Annotated in this window: 17 protein-coding genes; 5 read left to right on the top strand and 12 right to left on the bottom strand. The window is 46.5% G+C overall.

The features are described 5' to 3' along the window. Position 1 precedes the first annotated feature (1 nt). The gene (locus tag K8S15_13865; protein MCD4777119.1) at positions 2-2,809 is read left to right on the top strand and encodes a tetratricopeptide repeat protein; all 2,808 of its coding nucleotides are present in this window, start codon (positions 2-4) and stop codon (positions 2,807-2,809) included. After that, positions 2,809-4,338, top strand: a complete 1,530-nt coding sequence (locus K8S15_13860) for a hypothetical protein (GenBank protein ID MCD4777118.1) — start codon at positions 2,809-2,811, stop codon at positions 4,336-4,338. Before K8S15_13865 ends, K8S15_13860 begins: the two co-directional genes overlap by 1 nt. A 51-nt stretch (positions 4,339-4,389) precedes the next feature. On the opposite strand, the gene K8S15_13855 is transcribed toward K8S15_13860, so the two are convergent. Further along, positions 4,390-6,096 carry a hypothetical protein gene (locus K8S15_13855; GenBank protein MCD4777117.1) on the bottom strand — a complete coding sequence of 569 codons (1,707 nt, stop codon included), beginning with the start codon at positions 6,094-6,096 and terminating at the stop codon, positions 4,390-4,392. Positions 6,097-6,498: 402 nt separating this feature from the next. Then, positions 6,499-8,310: a T9SS type A sorting domain-containing protein gene (locus K8S15_13850; protein MCD4777116.1), complete on the bottom strand. Its 1,812-nt coding sequence runs from the start codon at positions 8,308-8,310 to the stop codon at positions 6,499-6,501. A gap of 101 nt (positions 8,311-8,411) precedes the next feature. On the opposite strand from K8S15_13850, the gene K8S15_13845 reads away from it, so the two are divergent. The 3 genes from K8S15_13845 to K8S15_13835 all read left to right on the top strand — a co-directional run bounded on the left by K8S15_13845 (position 8,412) and on the right by K8S15_13835 (position 12,002). Further along, on the top strand, positions 8,412-9,263 hold the full coding sequence (locus K8S15_13845; GenBank protein MCD4777115.1) for a hypothetical protein: 852 nt from the start codon (positions 8,412-8,414) through the stop codon (positions 9,261-9,263). A gap of 454 nt (positions 9,264-9,717) precedes the next feature. Beyond that, positions 9,718-11,301 (top strand): hypothetical protein, encoded by a 1,584-nt coding sequence (locus tag K8S15_13840; protein ID MCD4777114.1) that lies wholly within the window; start codon positions 9,718-9,720, stop codon positions 11,299-11,301. 284 nt (positions 11,302-11,585) lie between these two features. Further along, complete coding sequence (locus K8S15_13835; protein ID MCD4777113.1) at positions 11,586-12,002, top strand: hypothetical protein; 417 nt, start codon at positions 11,586-11,588, stop codon at positions 12,000-12,002. A gap of 59 nt (positions 12,003-12,061) precedes the next feature. Here the strand turns inward: K8S15_13835 and K8S15_13830 are convergent, their stop codons facing one another. The 10 genes from K8S15_13830 to K8S15_13785 form a co-directional block, all read right to left on the bottom strand. Beyond that, entirely contained in the window at positions 12,062-12,340 is a 279-nt protein-coding gene (locus tag K8S15_13830; protein ID MCD4777112.1) for a hypothetical protein, read from the bottom strand. A 6-nt stretch (positions 12,341-12,346) separates the two neighbouring features. After that, positions 12,347-12,820 carry a glycosyltransferase family 39 protein gene (locus K8S15_13825; protein MCD4777111.1) on the bottom strand — a complete coding sequence of 158 codons (474 nt, stop codon included), beginning with the start codon at positions 12,818-12,820 and terminating at the stop codon, positions 12,347-12,349. Next, entirely contained in the window at positions 12,730-13,020 is a 291-nt protein-coding gene (locus K8S15_13820; protein MCD4777110.1) for a hypothetical protein, read from the bottom strand. Before K8S15_13820 ends, K8S15_13825 begins: the two co-directional genes overlap by 91 nt. Before the next feature lie 93 nt (positions 13,021-13,113). Further along, a complete protein-coding gene (locus K8S15_13815) occupies positions 13,114-14,190 on the bottom strand; it encodes a radical SAM protein (protein MCD4777109.1) in 1,077 nt (358 codons plus the stop codon). Further along, positions 14,183-15,175, bottom strand: a complete 993-nt coding sequence (locus K8S15_13810) for a glycosyltransferase (GenBank protein MCD4777108.1) — start codon at positions 15,173-15,175, stop codon at positions 14,183-14,185. The genes K8S15_13815 and K8S15_13810 overlap by 8 nt, the downstream gene beginning before the upstream one ends. A gap of 586 nt (positions 15,176-15,761) precedes the next feature. After that, positions 15,762-16,613 carry a Nif3-like dinuclear metal center hexameric protein gene (locus K8S15_13805; protein MCD4777107.1) on the bottom strand — a complete coding sequence of 284 codons (852 nt, stop codon included), beginning with the start codon at positions 16,611-16,613 and terminating at the stop codon, positions 15,762-15,764. Between the two features lie 76 nt (positions 16,614-16,689). Next, positions 16,690-17,445 carry a GNAT family N-acetyltransferase gene (locus tag K8S15_13800; protein ID MCD4777106.1) on the bottom strand — a complete coding sequence of 252 codons (756 nt, stop codon included), beginning with the start codon at positions 17,443-17,445 and terminating at the stop codon, positions 16,690-16,692. Between the two features lie 63 nt (positions 17,446-17,508). After that, positions 17,509-18,009 carry a hypothetical protein gene (locus K8S15_13795; GenBank protein ID MCD4777105.1) on the bottom strand — a complete coding sequence of 167 codons (501 nt, stop codon included), beginning with the start codon at positions 18,007-18,009 and terminating at the stop codon, positions 17,509-17,511. A 775-nt stretch (positions 18,010-18,784) separates the two neighbouring features. Then, positions 18,785-20,260, bottom strand: coding sequence for a T9SS type A sorting domain-containing protein (locus K8S15_13790; GenBank protein MCD4777104.1), 1,476 nt, complete (start codon positions 20,258-20,260; stop codon positions 18,785-18,787). Positions 20,261-20,660: 400 nt separating this feature from the next. Beyond that, positions 20,661-22,523, bottom strand: coding sequence for a T9SS type A sorting domain-containing protein (locus K8S15_13785; protein MCD4777103.1), 1,863 nt, complete (start codon positions 22,521-22,523; stop codon positions 20,661-20,663). Positions 22,524-22,556 lie beyond the last annotated feature (33 nt).

The following is a 22,556-nucleotide window of genomic DNA, read 5'->3' as shown; positions in this document are numbered from 1 at the left end:
AGTGCAGTTTATCCTGCTCTGCGTACTTGCCTCAGTTAACCTGTCCGGCTGGCAGGACAGCTATGCGTCTGGGAACTGGGAAAATGCTTACACTCAGGCTGAAGACGCTGTTGAAAATGATTCCACAAGTTCAGATGCATGGGCGGCTCTCGCATTTTCCGCTACAGCTCTGGGATACGATAATGAGGCAACTGTATTTGCGCGAAGGGCGATTGAACTTGATTCGCTTTCAGCGATGTCATGGGGAGCCCTTGGAAGAACGTGCGCCGATAGCATAGAGGAATCGCTGAACAGTTTTCAGACAGCACTAGAATACGATTCAACATTCATTCTCGGACTTGTCGGGGAAGCCCACTGTCTTATGGTCCAGGAAAACTATTCTGAAGCACTTGATAAACTTACTCGAGCTATGTACATAGATCCTTCCTGGATTTCCGTCTGGCTTAAAACCGCGGAAATCTATCGGTATCAGCGGGAATTCGGCAAAGCTCTGGAGTGTGTGAATACCGCTCTTGAGGAATGGCCTGCGAATATGCAGCTGATGTTTGAAGCGGGATGGATTCTGGAGCTTGCAGGCAAGAATTGTGCGGCAGAAATGATTTACAGAAAAATTGCAGGTACATATCCAGATGATACGGATTGCCTTATCGACCTTGGCCTTCTGCTTGAAAGCCAGGATAAATACGGTGAAGCGATCAAGGCTTACAGAGAACTGTTCAGACGGGACCCTGAGGATTACTGGTGCCTTGGCGAGATAGGCGTATGCCTTGAAAACAGCGGCAATTCGGATGCTGCCCGTAGAAGTTATCTGGAGGGAATCGAGGTTAATCCCGATTACGCCTTTGCCCAGTACAGGCTGGGTATCATAGCTGAAGAGAACGGGGATATTGATGATGCTGTTGAATGGTATATCGAGTGTGCGGAATCCGACAGCAGCTTTGTGGACGCGTGGATAGCTCAGGGTCTTTTGTACGAAGACAACGGTACTTACACTGCGGCCGAAACCGCTTACCGCAGGGCTCTGGAAATCGATCCTGTTAATACATGGACATGGGGAGAACTGGGTCTTGTGCTGCAGCAGCTGGGGAAACCCGAAGAAGCGGGAGAGGCATTCGAGAACGGAATAGCGATTGACAATGAATATGTATGGGCGTGGGAACAGAGAGGGCTTCTCTTCGAAAGCGAAGGAGATATGGAAGCTGCCGCCGACTGGTACAGGAGAGCTGTTGTCGAAACCACCGATCCGGGAACATGGCTCCTTGGAGAACTGGGATTTGTTCTTGAGCAGCTTGGGTCTCCAGATAGCGCCGCCGTTTACTATTCTGAAGCCATATCTGTTGATTCTACCTACATTTTTGGTTACCAGCGGCTGGCGCCCATTCTCTCGAGGGGAGGAAACTCAGGGGAAGCTCTGGACATGTGGGACAGTTACATTGAAGCCGGAGGATTCGAAAGTACCGCTTTATGTGAGAGAGCACTCATTTACGAGAGTACCGGCAGAGATGATGAAGCTGACAGTCTATTCAGACTTATAGCGGATGAGTATCCTTACGCCTGGGTAGACCTGGCCTGGACATATTCGGTTGTTAATCCCGCAGTATCCCTTCATCTTGCCCGGAAAGCGGAAGAGGAAAGCGGAGCAGATGATTCTGAATTCTGGCTGCAGATGGCAGCTCTTTACGCTGAACTTGATAAGGAGGATGAAGCCGCAGAAAGTTACCTGACAGCCTCTGTTGTGGCCCCGGACAGTATTGATGTGTGGCTGGACTGGGGATATTACCTTTTTGATAGAGACGATGAGGAGGAAGCGGCCGATAAGTACAGACAGGCCATTGAAATTGATAGCCTGTCTTTCAGTGCGTGGAGTGCTCTGGGAGAAGCCCTTCTGTTCTCCGATCGGTACGATCAGGCTCTTGCCGCTCTTGAAAAATCTATTGAGCTGGACCCCGGTTCTCCATGGGTATATGCCTACATAGGACTAACATACGAGCAGATGGGTGACTCGGACAGGGCTATGGATTACTATTTTCAGTCTCTGAGTATTCAGCCCGGTTACGATTATGCGGAAACAAGAATAAGAGGTATAACCGACACCGGATTCGATCCTGAATGGAATAGGAGACAGGTCAGACGCTTCAACGCTACCGTGTACATTGACACCAGAGTTGATAACGGAAACGTAAGGGAAAGGAATTACTCGGGAGGACTGGAAGTTTCCTTCGAGTACGACGCAAGAGGAAGCGAAATATCCCTTGAAACCGATTACAGATTCATTGAAACTTCGAAGGATTACAAGAACGATTACACCTGGACTTCGGTTTCTCTTAGCTTTGAGCGTGTTCTGTCGGACTATTTCACAGTAAGTACAAGCAGTTCATGGGACAGGCAGCCGGGAACCGTAAGGCCTTGGCAAATCAGTTCATACTTATCCTTTGCATATACAAAATGGCTGAACGGCTGGCTCTGGGTATCCCCTTCCGCTGGTATCGGACAGGTAAACACACACTGGGCTTCCGGTCTTGAGAACGAAAGGACCGATAGAACCACTCTATACGGTTCCGTATCAGTATGGCTTACGAAGGAAGATTCTCTCTGGCCGTCACTATGGCTCTGGGGAAACTTCTACATTCCTCCCGAACAGTCCGAAAATACTCTTATGAACGCTTTTGCTGAACTCAGTTCTGAACTCTGGGATCCTTTTTCACTTACACTTGGATACAGCGTAGGGTACGAAAGAACTCCCGCTTACGATTACTGGGATAAATACGATACAGAATTCTATTCCAGGCTGAATCTGAGGCTTTTCTGATGTATGCAGTAATGCTGCTGACACTGTTTGCCTTTATTCCCGAGAACCTTCAGTCCTGGTATTCCAGCTGCTCGGAAGGTGACTGGGCAACTGCGGTGGAGAGGGCGGAGGAAATTTTCGCCTCTGATTCAACTGATACCGAAGCCCTGGCAGCCATTGTAATAGCATCGGTTCTGGAGAACGATCTCAATACCGGCACTGATTATATAATGGAGGAATCCTCTGTGTCTGATTCCCTGTCATCCCTTTCCAGAACAGCACTGGGGGCTCTTCTGATATCGGGTACCGATACACTTCTGGAGAATGCTGAAAACCAGCTGTCGAAATCCATCTGGCTTGAACCGGAGAATGTAATGGCCTGGTACTTCATGGGTATTCTGAAGATGGAAGATGACTCTGCAGCCGCTGCACTGAACTGCTTCAGCGAGGTTGTATCCCTGGACCCGGAATTTCTACCGGCACAGCTTGAGATATCGAGGCTTTTCCTTGAACTGAAAGAGTACCGGAGGGCCATCGTTACTTCGCGGAACCTTCTTGAGTCTGCAACAGCTGACAGTGTGGAAGCTCAGGAAATACTTGGTGCCGCTTATTTCGGAAATCATGAAATCAACGAAGCGAAGGAAGTATTTCTTATCCTCCTTGAAATTGACCCCATGTCTATCCCTGCGCTTGTGTACCTTGGTGATATCGCTGAACAGGAGGTCAGGACTGAGGAGGCTGTAAACTACTATCTCAGTGCACTTGAACTGGATACTAACAACGAAGAGGCAAGAAGCCGGTTGAGAGTAATCGCAGGGGATTCCTACAATCCGGAGTCCAATGCGGAGTCCCTGGAAGGTTTCAGCGTGTTTACCGCGGCGGACTTTTCCATCGAAAGGGGAAACCGCGCTTTACTTGAGTGGGGCGGCAGTGCCAGTATTTCCTACCGATTCGACAGCAGGGGAACTTCGGTTAACGCTTTCTTCGGCGGAAGATCTGTCACATGGGAGGAAACCTGCGGTTTAAAGAAAGACACACTCAATACTAACAGGGGGTGGGCCAGTATTGGGATTGATTACTGGTTCAGTGACAGTTATTACGTTGAAGCCGCTTCGAACTGGGACAGACAGATGTATACCGAACGTCCATGGCAGATAAGTTCGTACGCCGCGGTTGGATGGCAAAAATGGATGCTGTCCTGGTTCTGGTTCTCGCCGAAGATAGGGCTTGGATCAGTTAACTCGAGGTGGACCTCAGGAGCGGGGGAAGCGTATACAAATGATCTTTCGGTTTACGCCGCCGCCGGTTTGCGGTACAGAAAACCGCATACGTTCATCAGAGAGGCTGAGATATCGGGGAACGTATACTTCCCGCCGGATAATCCTTCGAATTTTATCTCCGAGGGAAGCGTATCACTTGCCTTCAGAACATGGAGCCCATTGTATGTCAGTATCGGTTACATTGTGGACTACACCAGAACACCGGAAATCTCCACCTGGAAAAAGTTCAACACAAGCTTCACAACCTCGATCAACTTCGACCTTCTCTAGCCCGCAGATCGTCTGACCAATTCCAGGGACAAACGAAGCAGTGGAATATTTCTATTGCCAGCTGACAAGACCATCTTCAACATATCCATGAAGGCCGCAGGGACAGTCTATCCTGTAACTTTCATGCTTGAGAGTAACTATGTAATTTTCTCCGCATGTCGGGTAGATCAACTCTGGCGCGTTTTCCATGACATCAGAAACCGCAATTTCTTCCAATGTGCCGTATCTGTTTTCCATTCCATAGAACATGCTCTCACCGGAGGCCAGGCTACGCATATTACACCGGCAGGTAACCTCTTCCATCTGATGATCCTGCCCAGCGGAGGAGTACTTCGGCACAGTCATAGCGAATATCAGCGCTTCTGCTCCAACCCCGCCGAGGAATTTTCCGCTCCTTAATGTTCCATGGAACACGCCGTTATCGTAAGCAATGGAAATCTCGACAGGCTGGCGGAAGATTTCGTCTAAAGCATCCATAATTTCGGATGGTACGTCGAGCTTCCTCAATAGAATCTCCGGGTCCATAGAAGCCCCCAGAAATCCCTCTACGGCTATGCCAGCAACGTTTCCCATAAGTACATCTTCCATGGGAATGCCACCCGTAATGCTTCCCGGGCTTGTGTTTACGGCTATGTACAACGCGTTATTACAAATGAACAAGGAATACTCATTGTGACGATCTTCAAAGGAGTACAGTTCTGTCTGATCAATAAGGTCACTCTTGAAATCGGCCAACGTGGCAATAGACCTCAGTATGTCCTTCATGCCTTCAACGTCTGCAAGAGATATCGCTATTACTCCTTCAAGATTCTTCAGGCAGCCATGATCATCGAATTCAATGTCGGCAAGGGCAAAGAAGATATCTCCTCCCAGAATCCCCATCAGATCCGTAAGTGAAGGCAGCCCTAAAGCAACCAATCCCTGATTAAAATTCTGGTACTCCCAATTATCCTCAAGATCGAATCTGCGTTCGATACTCCGCCAGCTGTCAGCAAGGTGATCATGATCAAAACCGAATCGAGCGGCTCCGATAGTATTCTCTGGTACAAGGATGTTCTCATACGCAATACCATTGGAAAAGCACTCGAATATGACAGGTATGCTCAACTCATCGCGCAGCATAACTGCAATTTCGGTGACCGATTGATTCCCGTCATTCCCGATTTCCAGAAGATATGATAATGAAACCTCCTGCTCTATCCGCATATAAATACTGAAGCCCGGCTCACGAACGTTAACAGCTCCGGCAAGTTGTTCATAATCGTTCAATTCGGAAATCGAACGATTATCGAGGCTCCGTTCAAAGCTATCCATTGCATCCTCTTCACCCGTGAGAGCTACCGTGTAGGAGCCATGGTCAATGAGCTTATGATCGTCGGCGTCAAGCTCATCGAGTAAACGTTCAATTGCCTGAATATTATCAGTTGGAAGATAAAAGGCTGTAAGCCTCTCATCCCCGGGTAAATTGGTTACTACACCGATATCACTTGAATAATCCAGGCCCAGCTCATCTTCCCAGGCATCCCAGTTAAGCGGGTTAAAGCGCAGACCGGACGAACTTATGTCATCCATCGTCTCATCTGGAAGAATATCCTCAACCGCAGCAAGAGTTTCCTTGAGATTCGCGTTCTTCGGATTGTATGTTATATAGATATCGTAACCATCAGGCATCTCCGACATCAAACTGCTCTGCTCTGCGCAGGCCATTATCGGGATGATAACAGCAAGTAAAACAAAAGCTGCTGTACTTCTTCTCATAATCGAAACCTCCGTATTCTGCGAAATATCTTAACTGTACTGCATACTCGGAAATTATATACTTTTTCTTTGTGGTGTAACAACTTCGCAAGCTTTCAACAACATCAATCCATCTTAATGCGGAGGGATAGTCAACAGAGGTTCTTTCCGTAACAGGAAGAAAGAATGTAAATCCTGGCTTCAAGGTTAGTAAGACCCAATTCCGTAAGAGTGTCGATTGCATTCTTGTGTTCCTTCAAAAGTCCTACAGATTTTCCAGGCATAGGAAAGAGCAAATATTTATTTTTTCCGAAACGACAATATTGAAACAATCCTGCTTCGACAAAGAGCTTGATGAATTCCGGGAACTTTGTTACTTCGGGGCTGGGCGGGGCGGGATATGGAATCCCGCCCGGATAAAGACTAATTCAGAACCAGTACCTTGAACGCTGATTCTCTGTTTCCGGAGGCAGCTCGCACCAGATATGTACCTGCGGGCACCGGTCCGAAAGAGATGGATTTTCCGGTTTCATAGACATGTCGGGAATCAATTAATCTGCCTGATAGATCCATTAGTGTGATCAGAACCTGGCCGCAACCTTCTGCTGTCACAAGCTGCACACTCCCTGAGCAGGAAGGATTATGAGTTAAAAGCACAAGGTTTTCTGAATCACCGGAATTCTCCGTCAGGCCGGTCGGGTCCCAGTACAGGCTTATATCATACAGGATTGGTGAGTACAGGGCTCCGGTGGCGCTTATCTTTATCTTGTACTGAGCATATCGGAACAACTCTCCACTGAGGTTTGCGCAGTCGGTGTACGGTCCTATCCAGTCACCCATGTTTTCGTAATCATTGGAACTTCTCCAGTAGAACTGCATGAGTGTACCGGACGGCACCTCATTCTGGAACTGAAAACTGGCCCAATGGGGGGTTTCTTCAGTGTCAAGAATTGCACTGATAAGAGTACCCTGACAGTTGAAACCACACAGGTCAAACACGCTCACACCGTGGGAAGTGCCGGGACTGGTAAGCACATCCGCTCCTGCTGCAAGCTGTAATCTGCCGTTGTTAGTGAAGTCTCCACAGGCAAGCGGCCAGGCACCGTTGAATGAATATTCAACAATTCTATTTTGCCAGTTCTCACCTGAACCATCGATATTCTCATACCACATCACCCTGTCCAGTAACCAGCTGGTACCGGCAACATCCAGATCTCCATCACCGTCAAAATCAGCAGGTATCGCTGTAAGAGTGCCAGTAAGATTGGGAGCTATAGTATGAGCCTCCCAGGCAATAGGAGTCGATCCGTCGTTCTCCCACCATATTATTTTCGCCGCTCCGTAGACTGCTCCCAGCACATCCATCAGCCCATCTTCATTCATGTCCACGGCGGTTACATGGTGAGCATATGTCATGCCATCAGCCACCAGATGTTTTTCCCACGGATCTGTCCTGTTACCGGGATTCTCCCACCATGCGAATTCATCAAGGCCCAGGGCAGCACCCACCGCATCAAGATCACCATCTCCATCAAAATCACCGGGTGATACTGATTGAGTTCCTGTAAAGGTTGAATCGATCACAACTTTCTCCCAGGTATCATTTCCCAGGTTATACCACACTGCGATCTGATCACACTGATTAGCCGCGCCCATGATATCCATCATTCCGTCATCATCAACGTAACATCCGATTACACAGTGTACTCCGGGAAACAGCGGATCAATCACCAGAGGTTCACCGGCAGGGCCTGAACCATCGGTGTTCTTCCACAGCACAACCATGTCCGGCCCGTCCATCCCGCCAAGTACATCAGGATGACCGTCCCCGTCAACATCGCTGATACTGCAGCCCAGAGCACCGTCAAAGGAACCGGCCAGTGGAACGGATAACCAGCTGCTTCCATTCAAGTTTTTGAACCATGTTACATGATCAGTAACCAGAGATGCTCCGACCAGATCAACGAATCCGTCTCCGTCCAGATCTCCTGCATCCATTCCCGACAGAGGCATTGCACCATTCACTACACTCTCAATGGGAGAGGAGAACGGAGTTGAAGTCAGGCATATTATACCCGGTACGGCAGTACTGGATATCCCCTGGGATTCAGAAAATACATTTCCCCATTCTGTCACCACCGATTCAAGACTGACACCACCGGACCAGTCTGTCTGAACAGCCTCTCCGGCTGATATGACAGCACAGCAGGCAAACATGAACATTATTGATTTCATAACAGCTCCTTTCTTTTTTGGATTCAATACATTAGTATAAACATATACTAATGACTTTGATTTGGCAAATTCGTATGCTTCTGGTTCGATTGGGGGCAGCTGTGAATTTCAGTGAGAATAGTATTAAAGCATTGACAGACTTTGGGTTGAATAACCTGGAGGCAAATGTATATCTTGCTCTTCTGAAGGAACCGGGCATAACAGGATACAGGGTGGGAAAGAACATAGGCAAAGCTGTATCCAATGTATATCAGGCTCTGGAGTCACTTACAATGAAGGGCATGGTCATACTCCACTGCGAGGGGAAAGACAGACGGTACTCGCCTGTACCTGTAAAGGAGATTATCTCCCGATTCAAATCTGATCTGGAGAAAAAAACAGCCAAACTGGAAAGAGAGCTGAAGGAACTTGAAGCTCCTGCGGTAGAAACCAGCATTTACAGAATCGACAACCAGGAACAGCTTTTCAATAAGATCGAAACTCTTTTAGAGCAAGCACAGTCAACTGTTCTTCTAACTGCAGATCATTGTTTCATTAAACACTTGCAGCCGCGTCTGGAGGAAGCAGCAGAGAGAGATATAAGAGTTCTTATTCTAGGATACGAAGACATTAAACTGGAGGGTTGCGAGTTCCTCAAACTGACACCAGGAAAGAACGGCCCATGGCCGGGTCACTGGATAGTAATGGATATGGACGGCATTCAGCACCTGATAGCATTTTTTGAAAAACCGGAGGTTCTTACACATGCCATCTGGTGCAATGATCAGTATGTCTCATACTGGATACACTACGGTATGCTTGCGGATTTCACACTGATGTCTTTCTTTGAAGAAACCCATGAAAAGGATGAGTTCACAGTAATCCGAAAAAGACTGTATGAACTCTACAGCAGATACAACCACTCTCATCCTGATATTAAAAGTCTCTATACCATCTTTGATAATTGCCGGTGATCGCACGGGATGAGAGTTTCCGCAGGATAAATTACGAGTGCAGTTGAGGAATCGGATGCGGAAAACTTTACGTCCGGTCATGATCCGTTTTATCTTTCCAGCAAATTCTGGTGTGATGTTTCCATCGATTCCGCCTCTTCCATTAGAGACTGTTCATCATATTCCAGATGGGGAAGACAGCTGTGGGCTGTGCTTCTGAAAAATGTCTGGGATATTGATGTATTGAAGTACCTTAAGTGCGGTGGTGAGATAAAGTCAATCTCTTTTATAAAATAACCTTCGATTATTTGGCGATTACTTCATTGACTGGGAAACTAATAGTACTTATTATTGATTTAAGATAGAAAAGGGGGAGCATTATCTAACGGATGAGCTGTTCCGGGGGATACGTTACCATGACAGCGCCATTCCTTACTTACAGTATCTTGGGCTTCAAATCAGGAAGGTGGCCAGCATGGCCGGCATAACAGTTGCATTGTTCTTAGTTTTTCTAGCGTCTGTCAGCGTAGGATTCGACTCAATCGATAGATCAGATGAAGAGGGTCTGATTCCAGGACATCCGGTAATCGCCGGGGAAGGGTTCAGCCCGCCCGATGGACATTGCGGCACTCAGGCAGTGGTCGAGTATATGACCCCTGGCAATTTGCCTGGCCTTGCAGACAGCGTAGCCTGGACCTTCCTCTTCTATGACGACGCCGAGTTCTCTGGTTACGATCCCCTCTTCGATTTCGCGAACGAGTGCAGATCTTCCGCCAACGTAAATGTAATCGTTCTGCAGGACGACATGGCATATCCTGCATTTATCTACTACGTTCGTCCTGACGGCAGTCTCTCACTGCTGGAGGAGCTGGGGGAAGTAAATATGGGAGATTGGGAGACCCTTCAGGACTTCCTCTCCTATGGAAAGACTAATTTCCCGGCTGACAGGTACTTCCTGACCATGTACGACCATGGCGCCGGCTGGTGGGGTGCCTGCGTCGACGAAACGTCAGATGACATGCTTTATATGAACGAGATCCAGATTGCCATCCAGGCTGTGAACGGAGTAGACATGCTTGCCTTCACCGCTCCGTGCCTGATGGGTGCCCTGGAATCGGCTTACGAGCTCAGGAGCTGTGTGGGTGTTTATATGGGCAGCGAGGATCTCAGCGGGTACATCTTCTGGAGGGGTATCATGGATGATATCGCAGCCATTCTGGACGACTCCGCCGCGCTTTCGAACACCGAGATAGGAAACATGGTAATCGATCTCATCGAGTCGAACCTTGAACCCCCTTACGGCCAATGGGCTACCATGTGCGCGGTGGAGCAGTCACAACTCCAGGCCATGATAGACGTTTTTGATGAGCTCTGCGTCTACATGACCACGAACATCGATGACATAGCACCTACGGTTCAGGATGCAAGGAACCAGGTCTGGGAGATGGGTATGGGAGGAACCTACAACATGGACGAGATCGACTTCTACGATTTCCTGGTAACCTATCTCGCTCTCGAGGACGATCCATTCGTCACGGCAAAGCTACAGGAGGTCATGGACCTTTACGAGTTTGTCATTATCAACGAGTGCCATGGATCGTCTGAACCGCGCACCAACGGTCTTTCCATCAACTTTCCGGAACTCGAGTATGGTTCGCAGATCGAGTCTTATGTGTCTATGGACCTGGATTTTGCGAGTAACACAGGCTGGGACGAGTTCCTCATTGCATTCTACGATTGGCAGGAGACCGGGATAGAGGGTGGATCAGACCCTGAAGCCCCGCTGACTATCAGACCTGCCGTCAATCCGATTTGCGGAGCAGTGAACCTTGTCTTCACGAGCCCCGTGACCGGGATCGTTACCATCAGTGCACGCGATATCTCCGGTAGAACCATTTACACTGGAATCGAATACGTGCAGGCCGGTGAGACATCAAGTTACCTGTGGGCGGGAACCGACGCATTCGGGGTTCCTCTCCCGTCGAGTATCTATATTGTAGGCATTACCGACTCGTCAGGTGATACCGCACAGACAAGGGTGGTAATGATCAGTCGTTGAGCAGGTCAGGGCTGCCGAGGAACGGACCTGGATCATCCAGAGTTGTGACAAGTATCTGTCAGTGGCCAATATCGCCAGCTGCTTTATTCCTTTCCTAGCGCTGGTTTACTCTTAATGGTCATAAATGGGGGTATGTTATGTACTTAGGCGTACTTATACCGCTTCTCTCTGTCCTCTTGGCATCTCAAGGTGTATCTATCAGTGAGAAGTCATCAACACAAACGGAGAGTAACAGAATCAGTAATAATCTGATATTCATGAATGAGAACGGTCATGAAATACAGATGGGAACTGACTATGCAATATGCAGTGATATTTGGGAACCCGGTTATATTGATGAATATTCGCTGAAGATATTCTTCTATGATCTTTCCAGTCAAGCATCATTCTGGAAACTGTTTTTTATAGTAGAAAACATTTTTGTTGATACCACCTATTCATTCCCTACCAATGAATCTCCTTTCAAAATGTTCCTTATAGATATCAGTAATTCAAATGAGCTCTCAAGTAACACAACTGCCTCGTCAGGAAACATCACCATTACTACATTTGACTGTGGTCCGCCGATCAGAGTTTCCTTTACAATCAATGCCACAATTGGAAGTGAGCTTGGAAACGGGTCCTCAGTACATGTCAGTGGGGATTTCAGTTGTACTATTCACTCAAATCCGGCTCCTTTTGGCTGCAGATTCTCTATGTAAGCATGCTTATTAAGGTCTGAAGGCATTGTAAACATGTGAATACTCCAGAGCCATTCTATTTAATTCCCGATTAGCTTCCACTCATCCAGCCCGGCTACTCTGTCAACAACGGACTGCTCGAATGAGTATGCCTGATATCTTGGTTCCATATTGTAGATTGGAATCATTCGGGCGGGATCACCACCGGATACAGTAAAATACTCTTTGGGATTTACCTCTCTGTTGACTCTTTCGTACTCTTCGGGAATGTTTTTTGTTTCATCGGAATGCTGAGCGTCATTATGGCCAAAGAGCCAGAATGTGATTCCGCTCGAAGTAGTTAAAGCAGGTGAACCCATAACGATCTAATTTCTGATCAGCCACGGCGCCATAGTAAGCAGATAGCCGATTGACAGAGCCAGAACTACGTTCAGTCTTACTCTTAATCGATACTTCTTCTGTACAAGCAGTATTGCAGCAAGAAGTATTCCCCAGCTGATCGCAACCGGTCTGCAAAGGGCAGCAAGCCCCAGAAGAACACCTGTAAGAAAGAACTGAATATTGTTCCTGTGGGAAATAAGATACATGCTTGCAAGGGCGATCAGGCTCAACAAAAAAGAGAAAATCGTTTTCGGAAGCATCATACGGGAATACGATATCAGTTCGGTGTTAACGGCAATAAGTATTCCCGTGAGAAGAGCTAAAGATCTACCGCCTATCTTGTATCCGATCCAGGCCATGATCGACGCTACCAGCGCCCCAAAGAAAGACTGAAAAAGAAGGAAGGGAATATATCTCTCCCCGAAAACACGGAAAAACAGAGAGAGAATAAAGGGTATGAGCGGGTATCTGTAAGCAGTCGTGTGTCTGGTTCATTTGCAAAACCATGCCCCCCGGCAAGGTTTCTCGCAATGATAACATCGTGAGCTACATCCCAGTGCGCGGAAGGAGGGTGAGGAGCCAGAAGTACAGCGCCAATTCTTGGCAGAAAAGCCAGCAAAAACACAATAAGCAATATTTTATTAATGCTTACGGACATCAATCCAGCTTTCAGAGCTCTGTTTTCGTCTGCATAGTCCTCCAGTCACAGCGTTTAATATGAAGCGCTATATTTGGAAAGACCAGAGATGTGCTACCTTTGGTGAATGATACTGGAGAGTGCTCGCGCAGCTACACGGAGCGACTGGAGTGGCTGATAGATGAAAGACATGTTAATGGCACACTCCCATGTGCAAACGCACGTTTTAGCAAACTCGCGAATTTCCTTAGCGACCGGGGATTCCAGCATGGCCGGAATATCGTATTTCCAGTTCCTGACATTTCCAATGAGACGGTCCTCCATAATTTCGCAGGGATAAAGATCCCCCTTTGAGTTCAGTACAGCAAAACGATCTGCCGCAAAACACCTGAAACAGTTCTTACTGGTTTTCTCAGCTTTAATGACCGTTTCCACCACCATGTCTGTAAGCGCTTCAAGTATCCGAGCGGAAGGATGACGCTTTACTCTGAATGTTTCGATTATCCTGCGATTGATTTTTCTGTATTTCTCAAGGTCCGGCTTAAGCAGCTCAGGATCTTCAGGGTTCCCGCGGATATATAGCACCGCAATGGAATCGAAGAGTTTTGTAGAATGAATACGGGTAACAAGATCATCTATACTGTCCTGTGTATTCTTGCTGAAAACTATGTTTGCTTCCACAAAATAGTTGGAGTATCGGCTTTTCATTTCCTGGAGTGTTCCTGCTGTCTTCAGTACTTTCTGAAAACCACTTGGATGCCTGCGAATCCTGTCGTGCTCCTCTTCCCAGCCATCCAGTGAAATTCCCAGCCTGAAGAATGTATCAGGATTTTCGCTGAAAATTCTACCGAATACCTCTTCCGTGCTGTCGGGAAGAAATCCGTTGGTTGGAATTGTTATGTATCTGGCTCCGGTGTTCCGGCTGAAGAGAGATACAATTTCCGGCAGGTCGCTTCTCATTGTCGGCTCTCCTCCGCAAAGGTTCACAAGGAGCATGGGCGGAAGTTTCTCAGTAAGTTCCTCAATCTCATCCAGTGATAATTCAATGTTCTTCTGCCCCGCAGCATTCCGTACATTCCGCCAGTTGAAGCAATGCTCGCATGCCGCGTTGCACCTGCTGGTTATCTGGAATACCAGATAGTTAAAGTTCTTACGCCAGAACCTGCCTGCCATTCCCGTCAGGTTACTCATTGGCAGTATCCTTCCCTTTTAATAAACCGACTGCGAATCCAGTCATGGCAAACAAAGATGTCAGGTAAAGCAACAGAAAACAATATATGCTGAAAAACGGTGAGTCTTTTTGAAATGCCGCCTTAAGCAGCAATCTGTGATGCGTTACTTTAATAAGGAGTAATATCAGGAGGGAACATGAAATCCACCCGGCAGCGGAAGAAAAGAATAGAATACTCAAAGGTAAAGCTGCCAATAGAACTGTTATCAGCGCGGAAAACAGGTAACCGGAGTTTCTGTGTCTGCTCACCCAGGAATGTTCTTTGTACACTTTTATGCTTGTTGACCTGGCAAACATTTTTGATCGAATGAACATTTTTTTCAGAACAAGCCATGTGCCTGGATAGTAGTGATGAAATGTAAGTTCCTCATCGTAGAACACTTGATGATACTGCAGTATTTTCGCGGCAAGTTCATGATCCTCGATATCAGCACCTTTGAAAGATTCGTTAAAACCGCCGATGCTCTGGAAAAGTACCCTTTCTATTGCGCCAAGAGTGGAACTCCAGCAGTTGACCATTCCAGTTCTCACTCCACCGTAACGACACGCTTCTTCTTCCTCGTAAAGCCAGTACCTTCCGATTCCAGTGTTGCGCAGAGGAGGAAACGCGAGTTTTCCGAACATCACCTTAATTCCGTCCCGCGTAAACCTGCGGTTTATGAGTTCGAGTCCACCTGGATCAATGGTAATATCCGTATCAGTGAAGACAAGTACATCCCCGTTTGCCCGTTCCGCTGCAAGGTTCCTGCTGACCGCCGGCCCGAGATTACTGTCGTTGCGGATAATCTCGCATGGAAACCTCTCCGCAATACTTACCGATGAATCCGTGGAGCAGTCATCGACGAAGATAAGTTCGAAATCGTCAAATCCATTTGAATAGATGGAATCGAAATAATCGATAAGTACGTCTTCCTTGTTGTAATTCGCGGCTATTATGGAAAGCACTTATTCTACTCCTTCACGATTAACAGCTGCAATCAGATGATAATACAGAGGGCTTCAAACGCTGTCCAGACGTTTTGATGTCAGCAGGCAGCTCTCCTGGGGTGGATAACATAGCAAAGATTGATTACCTTCGGAAACATCTTCATCAGCGGAGGTTTCGAATGTGTGGAATCGAGGGGATAATCAACCTTGGTTCTCGTCTGACAGAAAAGGATATTGAGGATGGCGAACAATAGGAAAGTGGATTTTCCGCAATCTTATTAGCTACCCCCAAAACAGCTCATCCGTTTGCAGATGTCACCATTTCCCTGCCTGAAACTGACCATACGATATGAAATACCCGCAGTCAAACATCGTTGTCAGTAAATATACGCTGGATACTCGGTATCAGAATGTACGTTCCCCCTGAAGCCGGATCACTGACAACTTACCCAACCTATATTTCAGGAACATCGTCTTGCCATGGAACGTAATCCACGTTGGGATCACACACCATTTCCAGAGGCTCTGGAGAAGATTACTTCTTTTACTCCTGCGATTTGAAGCATGGTTCAAACGATTACAGAAATGCCGCACAGGGCTTTTTTTACATGTCCTCCATAACAGGTTCATCTTCAATAAATTCGGAGGGCAATCCAGTTTCAGTAAAATAGTCAACCATCGATATACAAGCAAATTTTTCAGTAGAATAATGGGTGCCACCCAGTATATTTATTCCTTGTTTTTCAGCATATTCATGTGCCTTGCTGGAATGTTTATTTATAACAGCAATACCTGTTACAAAAGTATTGACTCCAGCTTTGAAAACTTCCTGTAGTATATCAATATCATTCCCGCCACCTGCTATAACAGCGACAGTTGCGTCTTTGATTTCATCATCTCCATACTTATACAGACTGACTTCATGGTTGACTGTTTCCTGAAATTTGTTTTTCAGGTCTTGAACTGTTGCACAGTCGGTTTTTCCAAATACTCCTGCCATTGCACCAAAATATGCTGCAAAGGCTTTTTCAGGTTTTATACCTAATGCTTTTGCTAAAGTTACACTTGTTGAGTATTCACCAAAATTATCCAGAGGTACATGAAGATTGTAAATTGAGATTTTTCTATTTTCGAATTGCTGTAACAATTCTCTGTCAATCTGCTGAAACACATCCGGTGCTTTTCTGATATCCCAAATCGATGGATGATGAACAAAAAGCATCGCATCTTCAGTTCCATCATCTAGAATTCTTTGCATAATGTTTCCTGATGGGAAAACAGCTGTATAAACTTTACTTATTTCTGTGGTAAAATCACAAACTAAACCCATTGATCTCTTCTTAAAGTTATCACTAAGAAAATCAGCGACAGAATCCATGTACTGTGCCCATTCGTCACTCATTTCCGGAGTAATGAAATCCTTTTCAAGTTGATCGTATAATCGGGCTGCTTTCAAGTAAACCTCTTATCTTCATTCTCTTTTACACACATAGCCAGGAGGTAGGGCATCATGCAGGCATTAACCAGTGCACCTAATCAAGATCAGTGTATCCCCACCTGGAGTCGAGTTCAAATCCAACTGACTCAGCCAGAAAGACAGATTCTCGGTTGCTTTCATCGGTGAAGTAGGTGGGTATAATTCCATCTTTGAGAAGATCCAGAGCTGCATACTCCACCACTGCATGCCCAAAACCTTGACCCCGAGCCGAGGATATCGTAAACACCTGCTGGATCGCAGCCAATTCGGAATCTCTAACACATGACTCTGCAAGAGCAACCAGCGTGTTACTCCTGACCACTCCGTAGTACGGGAATCCCTCAGGAATGCTTTCGATGGTGCCGAGAAGACGGGTCATTTCGTCGGGAATGGTAAGGTTCGCGAACCTCTCGCGCGATAGATACTCGACCCCCGAGACGCCGATTCTTTTTCCAGCTCTTGATTGCAGCATCACATAGAAATGATCTACAGAAACGTCACTACCTCTTGCTACATAATCCAGAAAACGAAGCGGGAAGCTCAGAGGACCAACTCTCATTTGGCGTAACTGTTCAAGAAGACAGGCAAACGCCTCAGTAGAGTCACTGAATACCCAGCAGCTCGCCGCCTGAGGAAGTCCTATACTGGGACCGAGAATCGCAACTGCAACAATCTGGGATCCCGATAATACACAGAGTGACTTTGCGTGGGGTCGATGTGCAACGACCCACCTTGAAAACACGCCGACAACACCCACCGCTGACAGATACTGATTGAAGCGTAAGTTCTCCATCTCAACAATACGAATCACGTTATCCTCCAGGATATGATTATGTTCGTGCGCGATCACCATAGTGTATCAAATCAGGCATGGTTATTCGTTGACCGGTTGAACCAATTGTTCGATTAACTCATCTTCCTTACATTCGATATGTATTCGTAAGGCATTCCAAATAGGACGAATTGTATTCTTCGCCTCTTCCGTAAACACACCATGGTTTACATACGCGGGGGATGTGACAACAATATATTCTTCAGTTTCACCAAAGTAGATTGGGATGTCCCACGAATAAAGCGACTGCTCTCCAATAACTTTCATAACATCAGGCTTTGAGTTGATATCATAGAAATACAATTGAATGGTAGGATTCAATCCTATTCTTCTATCAGCATCGAACAAAACATCGGGGTTAATGAAATCAACCCTGAACAGTGGTTCGTCAAGGCCTTGGGGGTGCCCCTTATGACCATCCTGATCAACTATTGTGCATTCCCAGCCGTCAGGTAGAGAATCTTGCATTCGATTTGCTAAAGATATTGTATCGTTTGTGCTGCCCATGGCAATGCACACATTTATAAGCAAAACAAGATGCATGATTCTTTTAATGATCTCTCCTGTCGAACGAGAATTTCAGCGGCTGAAGACAACGACGAAGGTGGCGAATTCATTCAGCTGGAGTGCAATAGTAGAAAAAATCTCATATCAGAATAATAATAAATAGTAGGAAAGTGGATTTTCCGCAATCTTATTAGCTACCCCCAAAACAGCTCATCCGTTTGCAGATGTCACCATTTCCCTGCCTGAAACTGACCATACGATATGAAATACCCGCAGTTAAACATCGTTGTCAGTAAATATACGCTGGATACTCGGTATCAGAATGTACGTTTCCCGTGAAGTCGGAGCTGTGAATTGTTACCCAACCTCTATTTCAGAAACATCGAAGTGCCTGGCAAGGGAAATACCCGGGAATAGCGATCATTCACAGGAATACTGCAGAAAACGTCATATTCATGATCAGGAGAGCTCTGGCCGGTTCATGATAAACATACAGATGTTTTGGCAGTATCTTTCAGTTTCAAGCAGATAACAGTTATTTTCTCATGCATGCATTAACCGCAAAGCCAGAGTTCTGCTGATCATGAAGAATAGACTAAGTGCTTCGATAATATTTCTTTTAGCTTCAGGAATATATTTTCCCTGTAAAACAACATCTAGGATAGGACAAACTGCAACTCTGATTCAATTACATAGAATGATATGACCGGTAATTTCACAAATCAACAACATTCCAGCTTGTATTACCTCTTCTAATTTATACAAACTAAATCCGATTCGAGTCTATCCGAAACTTGCGGTATTGTTCCGGTCATCTGATCAGGCACATTTTTCTGGCTGTGAAAACACCGTTCGTTCTGAACAGGCAAAAATAAATTCCGCTGGTGACTTCCATACCGGAATTATCCATTCCGTCCCAGGTTGCGTTATGAACTCCTGCTTCCCTGTTCTGTGTTTCCAGCTCTCTGATCAGTCTTCCGTTGACATCATAAACAGAAATATTCACAATGCAGCTCTGAGCCAGATTGTACTCTACTGTAGTGAAGTTGTCGAATGGGTTAGGTTCATTCCCGAAAAATGTGATTATTTCCTGAGAACCGGTTTCTTCTATGCCGGTTATGTCGGGTTCGGTTTTAACAAGGTAGAAGTCGAACTCTCCCGAACCGTATGACTTCGTATATCCTCCGATGATGAAGCCACCGTCGATAGTTCGCTGCACGGATTCGCCATAATCATAATCCGAACCACCGAAGGTATCAGTCCAGATAACACCTCCATCAGCGTCGGTCCTAACCAGATATACATCATAAAGAACTGCACCGAAGTTCTTCGTTGATCCGGCAATTATGAATCCACCATCGGCCAGTTGCTCAACCGATCGACCGATATCCATGTCGGAACCGCCGTAGGTTTCCTCCCATTCCATGTTTCCCAGAGAATCTGTTTTTAGAAGATACATGTCATACAACCCGGCACCATAAGATTTCGTGTAGCCGGCAACAACAAATCCGCCATCATAAGTTTGTCTTACACATCTGCCGTAATGAGGGAGATCATCATCGGACCCTCCGTAGGTTCCTGTCCAGAGTGTATCGCCGTTTTCATCTGTTCGAACAAGGTACACGTCCGCTCCGCCCGCGCCAAATGAGTGTGTATATCCGGCAAGGATATAACCACCATCATCGGTCTGTTCCACTGTATGTCCTCTGTCGTTACCGGTTCCACCGAAGGCATTTTGCCAGTTCATAACACCAAGTGAGTCAGTCTTAACCAGGTACATATCATAACTACCGGCACCATATGTATTGGTCGATCCGCAAATTATATATCCGTTATCCGATGTCTGCTGTGCAGAATAGCCGTATTCAACATATCCACCACCGTACGTTCCCTGCCAGTCCAGATTTCCGGAGCTATCGGTTTTAACAAGGTACATCTGACTTAAATCACCGAAAGAATGTGTTAATCCTGCGATTATAAATCCATCATCATTTGTCTGTTCAATACGGAAGCTCTGTTCATAGGATGACCCGCCAAACGTTCTTGTCCATAATGTGTCACCGTATTCGTCGGTTCTCACCATGTAAACATCACCATCAGGATCTCCAAACGATTTTGTATACCCACACATTACATAACCACCATCCGAAGTCTGTGAGACAGATTGCCCTTCTTCACGCTGGCTGCCGCCATACCAGCGCTCGAAAGTAATCTGCGCAAACACCTGGAATGGAAGTAATAACAGGCAAATCGTAATCACAAGCATCCCGGAATCCGGTTTTTTCATACATTCACTCCCTTTTCAGATTGTTTTAGTTTAATGCTGATAATGTAGCGGTTTCACTGCTGAATTCCAAATATCTATTAAGGAAACTGGATTTCACACCGTTGCATGTTCCATTACCTGTAGCTATTTACAGAAATCTGAACGTCTTCTGTGGTTAAAATGTGTTTTTCAGCTCTGCAACCGAAAGAGGCCACTGTATGCCCTGAAGGTAGCGTCCACAAGGGACTCTCCTGCCTGCAGGAAAGTATCCATCCTGAAGCTGCCGGTCACAATCAGAGCACACTTCTTCAGGCAGGAACTGGAAGTTTATTAGAACGAAGATGCTGTTTCGGGAAAATTCCCGGATCGGCTTGAAATTAAGATACCTGTTGTTCGGGGAATACCGCAAGGTTGTTGCGTATCAGTCCATTAGAATAACGAAGGATCCTGTGTTGATAATTCCATCAGATTCAATCCTCAGGGTGTAGCTGCCCGATGGCAGATCAGCCACATTGAGCATATTCTGGTTTTCCTGTAACTGCATACGGAGTACGCAACGGCCACTGAGATCGTATACACTTGCTGTAGAACCAGCTTCAGTTGCACATTCGAAACCGATCAGGGAAACAGCGGGATTGGGGATGATTCTCATCCCGGTGATAGTGTTTTCCGGTTCCTCCTCAATGCCGACTCCCGGAAGATCCGCATGAAGAATGTGGTTTAAGGGATCCAGGATAACCCCGGTGGGTTGGAAAGGTAGCGTGAAGGTCTCGGAATCGTTCTGCAGTTCGTTCCACATTGTCACCAGTGTGTCAGTGTCGCTGCCGGAAATCAGGAAATCCACCGGCATTACGAATACTGGTCCAACCACCTGTTCCTGGTCGAGATAAATTGTAATATCCCAGTTGGAACCTGTCTGGAATGTGTTCCAGGAGTAGTTGTAGTCGGGGTATGCCCAGTCGTAGACCCAGGTATCGAAGAACCAGTTCAAGTCGGACCCGTATACTGTTTCAAAACTGGCTATGAGATCCTCTGTAGTTGTAGAGCCGTAAGCATTGTCTGAGAGGTAGAGTTTAAGGGCATCGAAGAAAATCGTATCGCCTATGACAAATCTGAGCATATGTAATACGCTGGCACCCTTATTATAGGTTGTAAAGCACCAGTAGTCGTCAGCCGGTACAATTGGAAAAAGTTCTCCGCTGTTCAGGTAACTGTTCATAGTGCTCAGTATCATCTCGTCATAGGCTTCGGAACCAACGCTGTAACCTTCCCAAAGACATTGGCAGTAGGTTGCGAAGCCCTCGGCCAGCCATATCTCAGGCCAGTCTTCCTCGGTGACCATGTTTCCCCACCACATGTGTGATATTTCGTGGGCGACAATTGTTTCGGGGGCAAGTGTGTACGGAATGGTATTGTGTTCGCAATAGATGTTGGACGCACGGACAAATGGGAAGCCCAGTTTTGTACTCCAGGGGTAGGGGCAAAACAGATCTTCAAAGCAGTCGATCATCTGATCGACATTGCCGAATATTTGCTCTATACAATACAAATAGTCGGGAAATGTGTAATACTCAATCCAGGGATAGGTTGTATCCTTGACAACGATATAGTCGGATATGGCAAAAGCCCAGATATATGTTGACATGTCCTCGGGATTGCTCCAGTTGAATGTTGCTTTCCCCCCTGAATAGTCGATACCTGTGAGTTCACCACATGATACTGCGTAGAGGGAGTCGTTTACAGTTGCGTGGAATTCAAAGGAAGCCTTGTCGTAGATATCGTCCCAGCAGGGGTAGATGTACCTTCCTGATTTGGGTCCCATCCCAATAGAGAAGAACGTAACATGGGGCGGCAGTTCCGAGTTTGCGTAAAAGCCTGCGAAAAAATAATTTGTAGGGAAACCTCCATAGGCAACGAAAACGGTTAAGGTATCTCCTGATTCGAGCGGGCTGCTCAGATCTATCACCACCGAATCACCAGCCTGAACCCATGCGAGAACCCCTGACCCGTCCCAGACGGAATCCACTTCCAGCGCAATGAGATCAAGTTGTATCTGGTCGAGACTTGCTTCAACAGCTTCGAAGTGAATGGCTGTAATTCCCTGAATTGAAGAATCAGCCTCGAACAGCTCGAATGCGATATCGTAGTTAAGAACATCGAAGGAGTGTGGCCCTCTCGTCTCGAAGTGCGGAATGTCGATATCGAACTTGTAATCGTAATCCGGCATATCCAGAGACATGGGAACGCCAATCAGCATTGAAATAACAACATACAGCATATCCAAGGCCTATTTTCGTTTAGTATTGTCAACACTACA

The organism is Candidatus Aegiribacteria sp. (genome assembly GCA_021108005.1).
In the GTDB taxonomy this organism is placed as follows: domain Bacteria; phylum Fermentibacterota; class Fermentibacteria; order Fermentibacterales; family JCC-6; genus Aegiribacteria.
The sequence above is the reverse complement of the archived record's forward strand: the minus strand, read 5'-3'. Positions and strand labels throughout refer to the sequence as shown.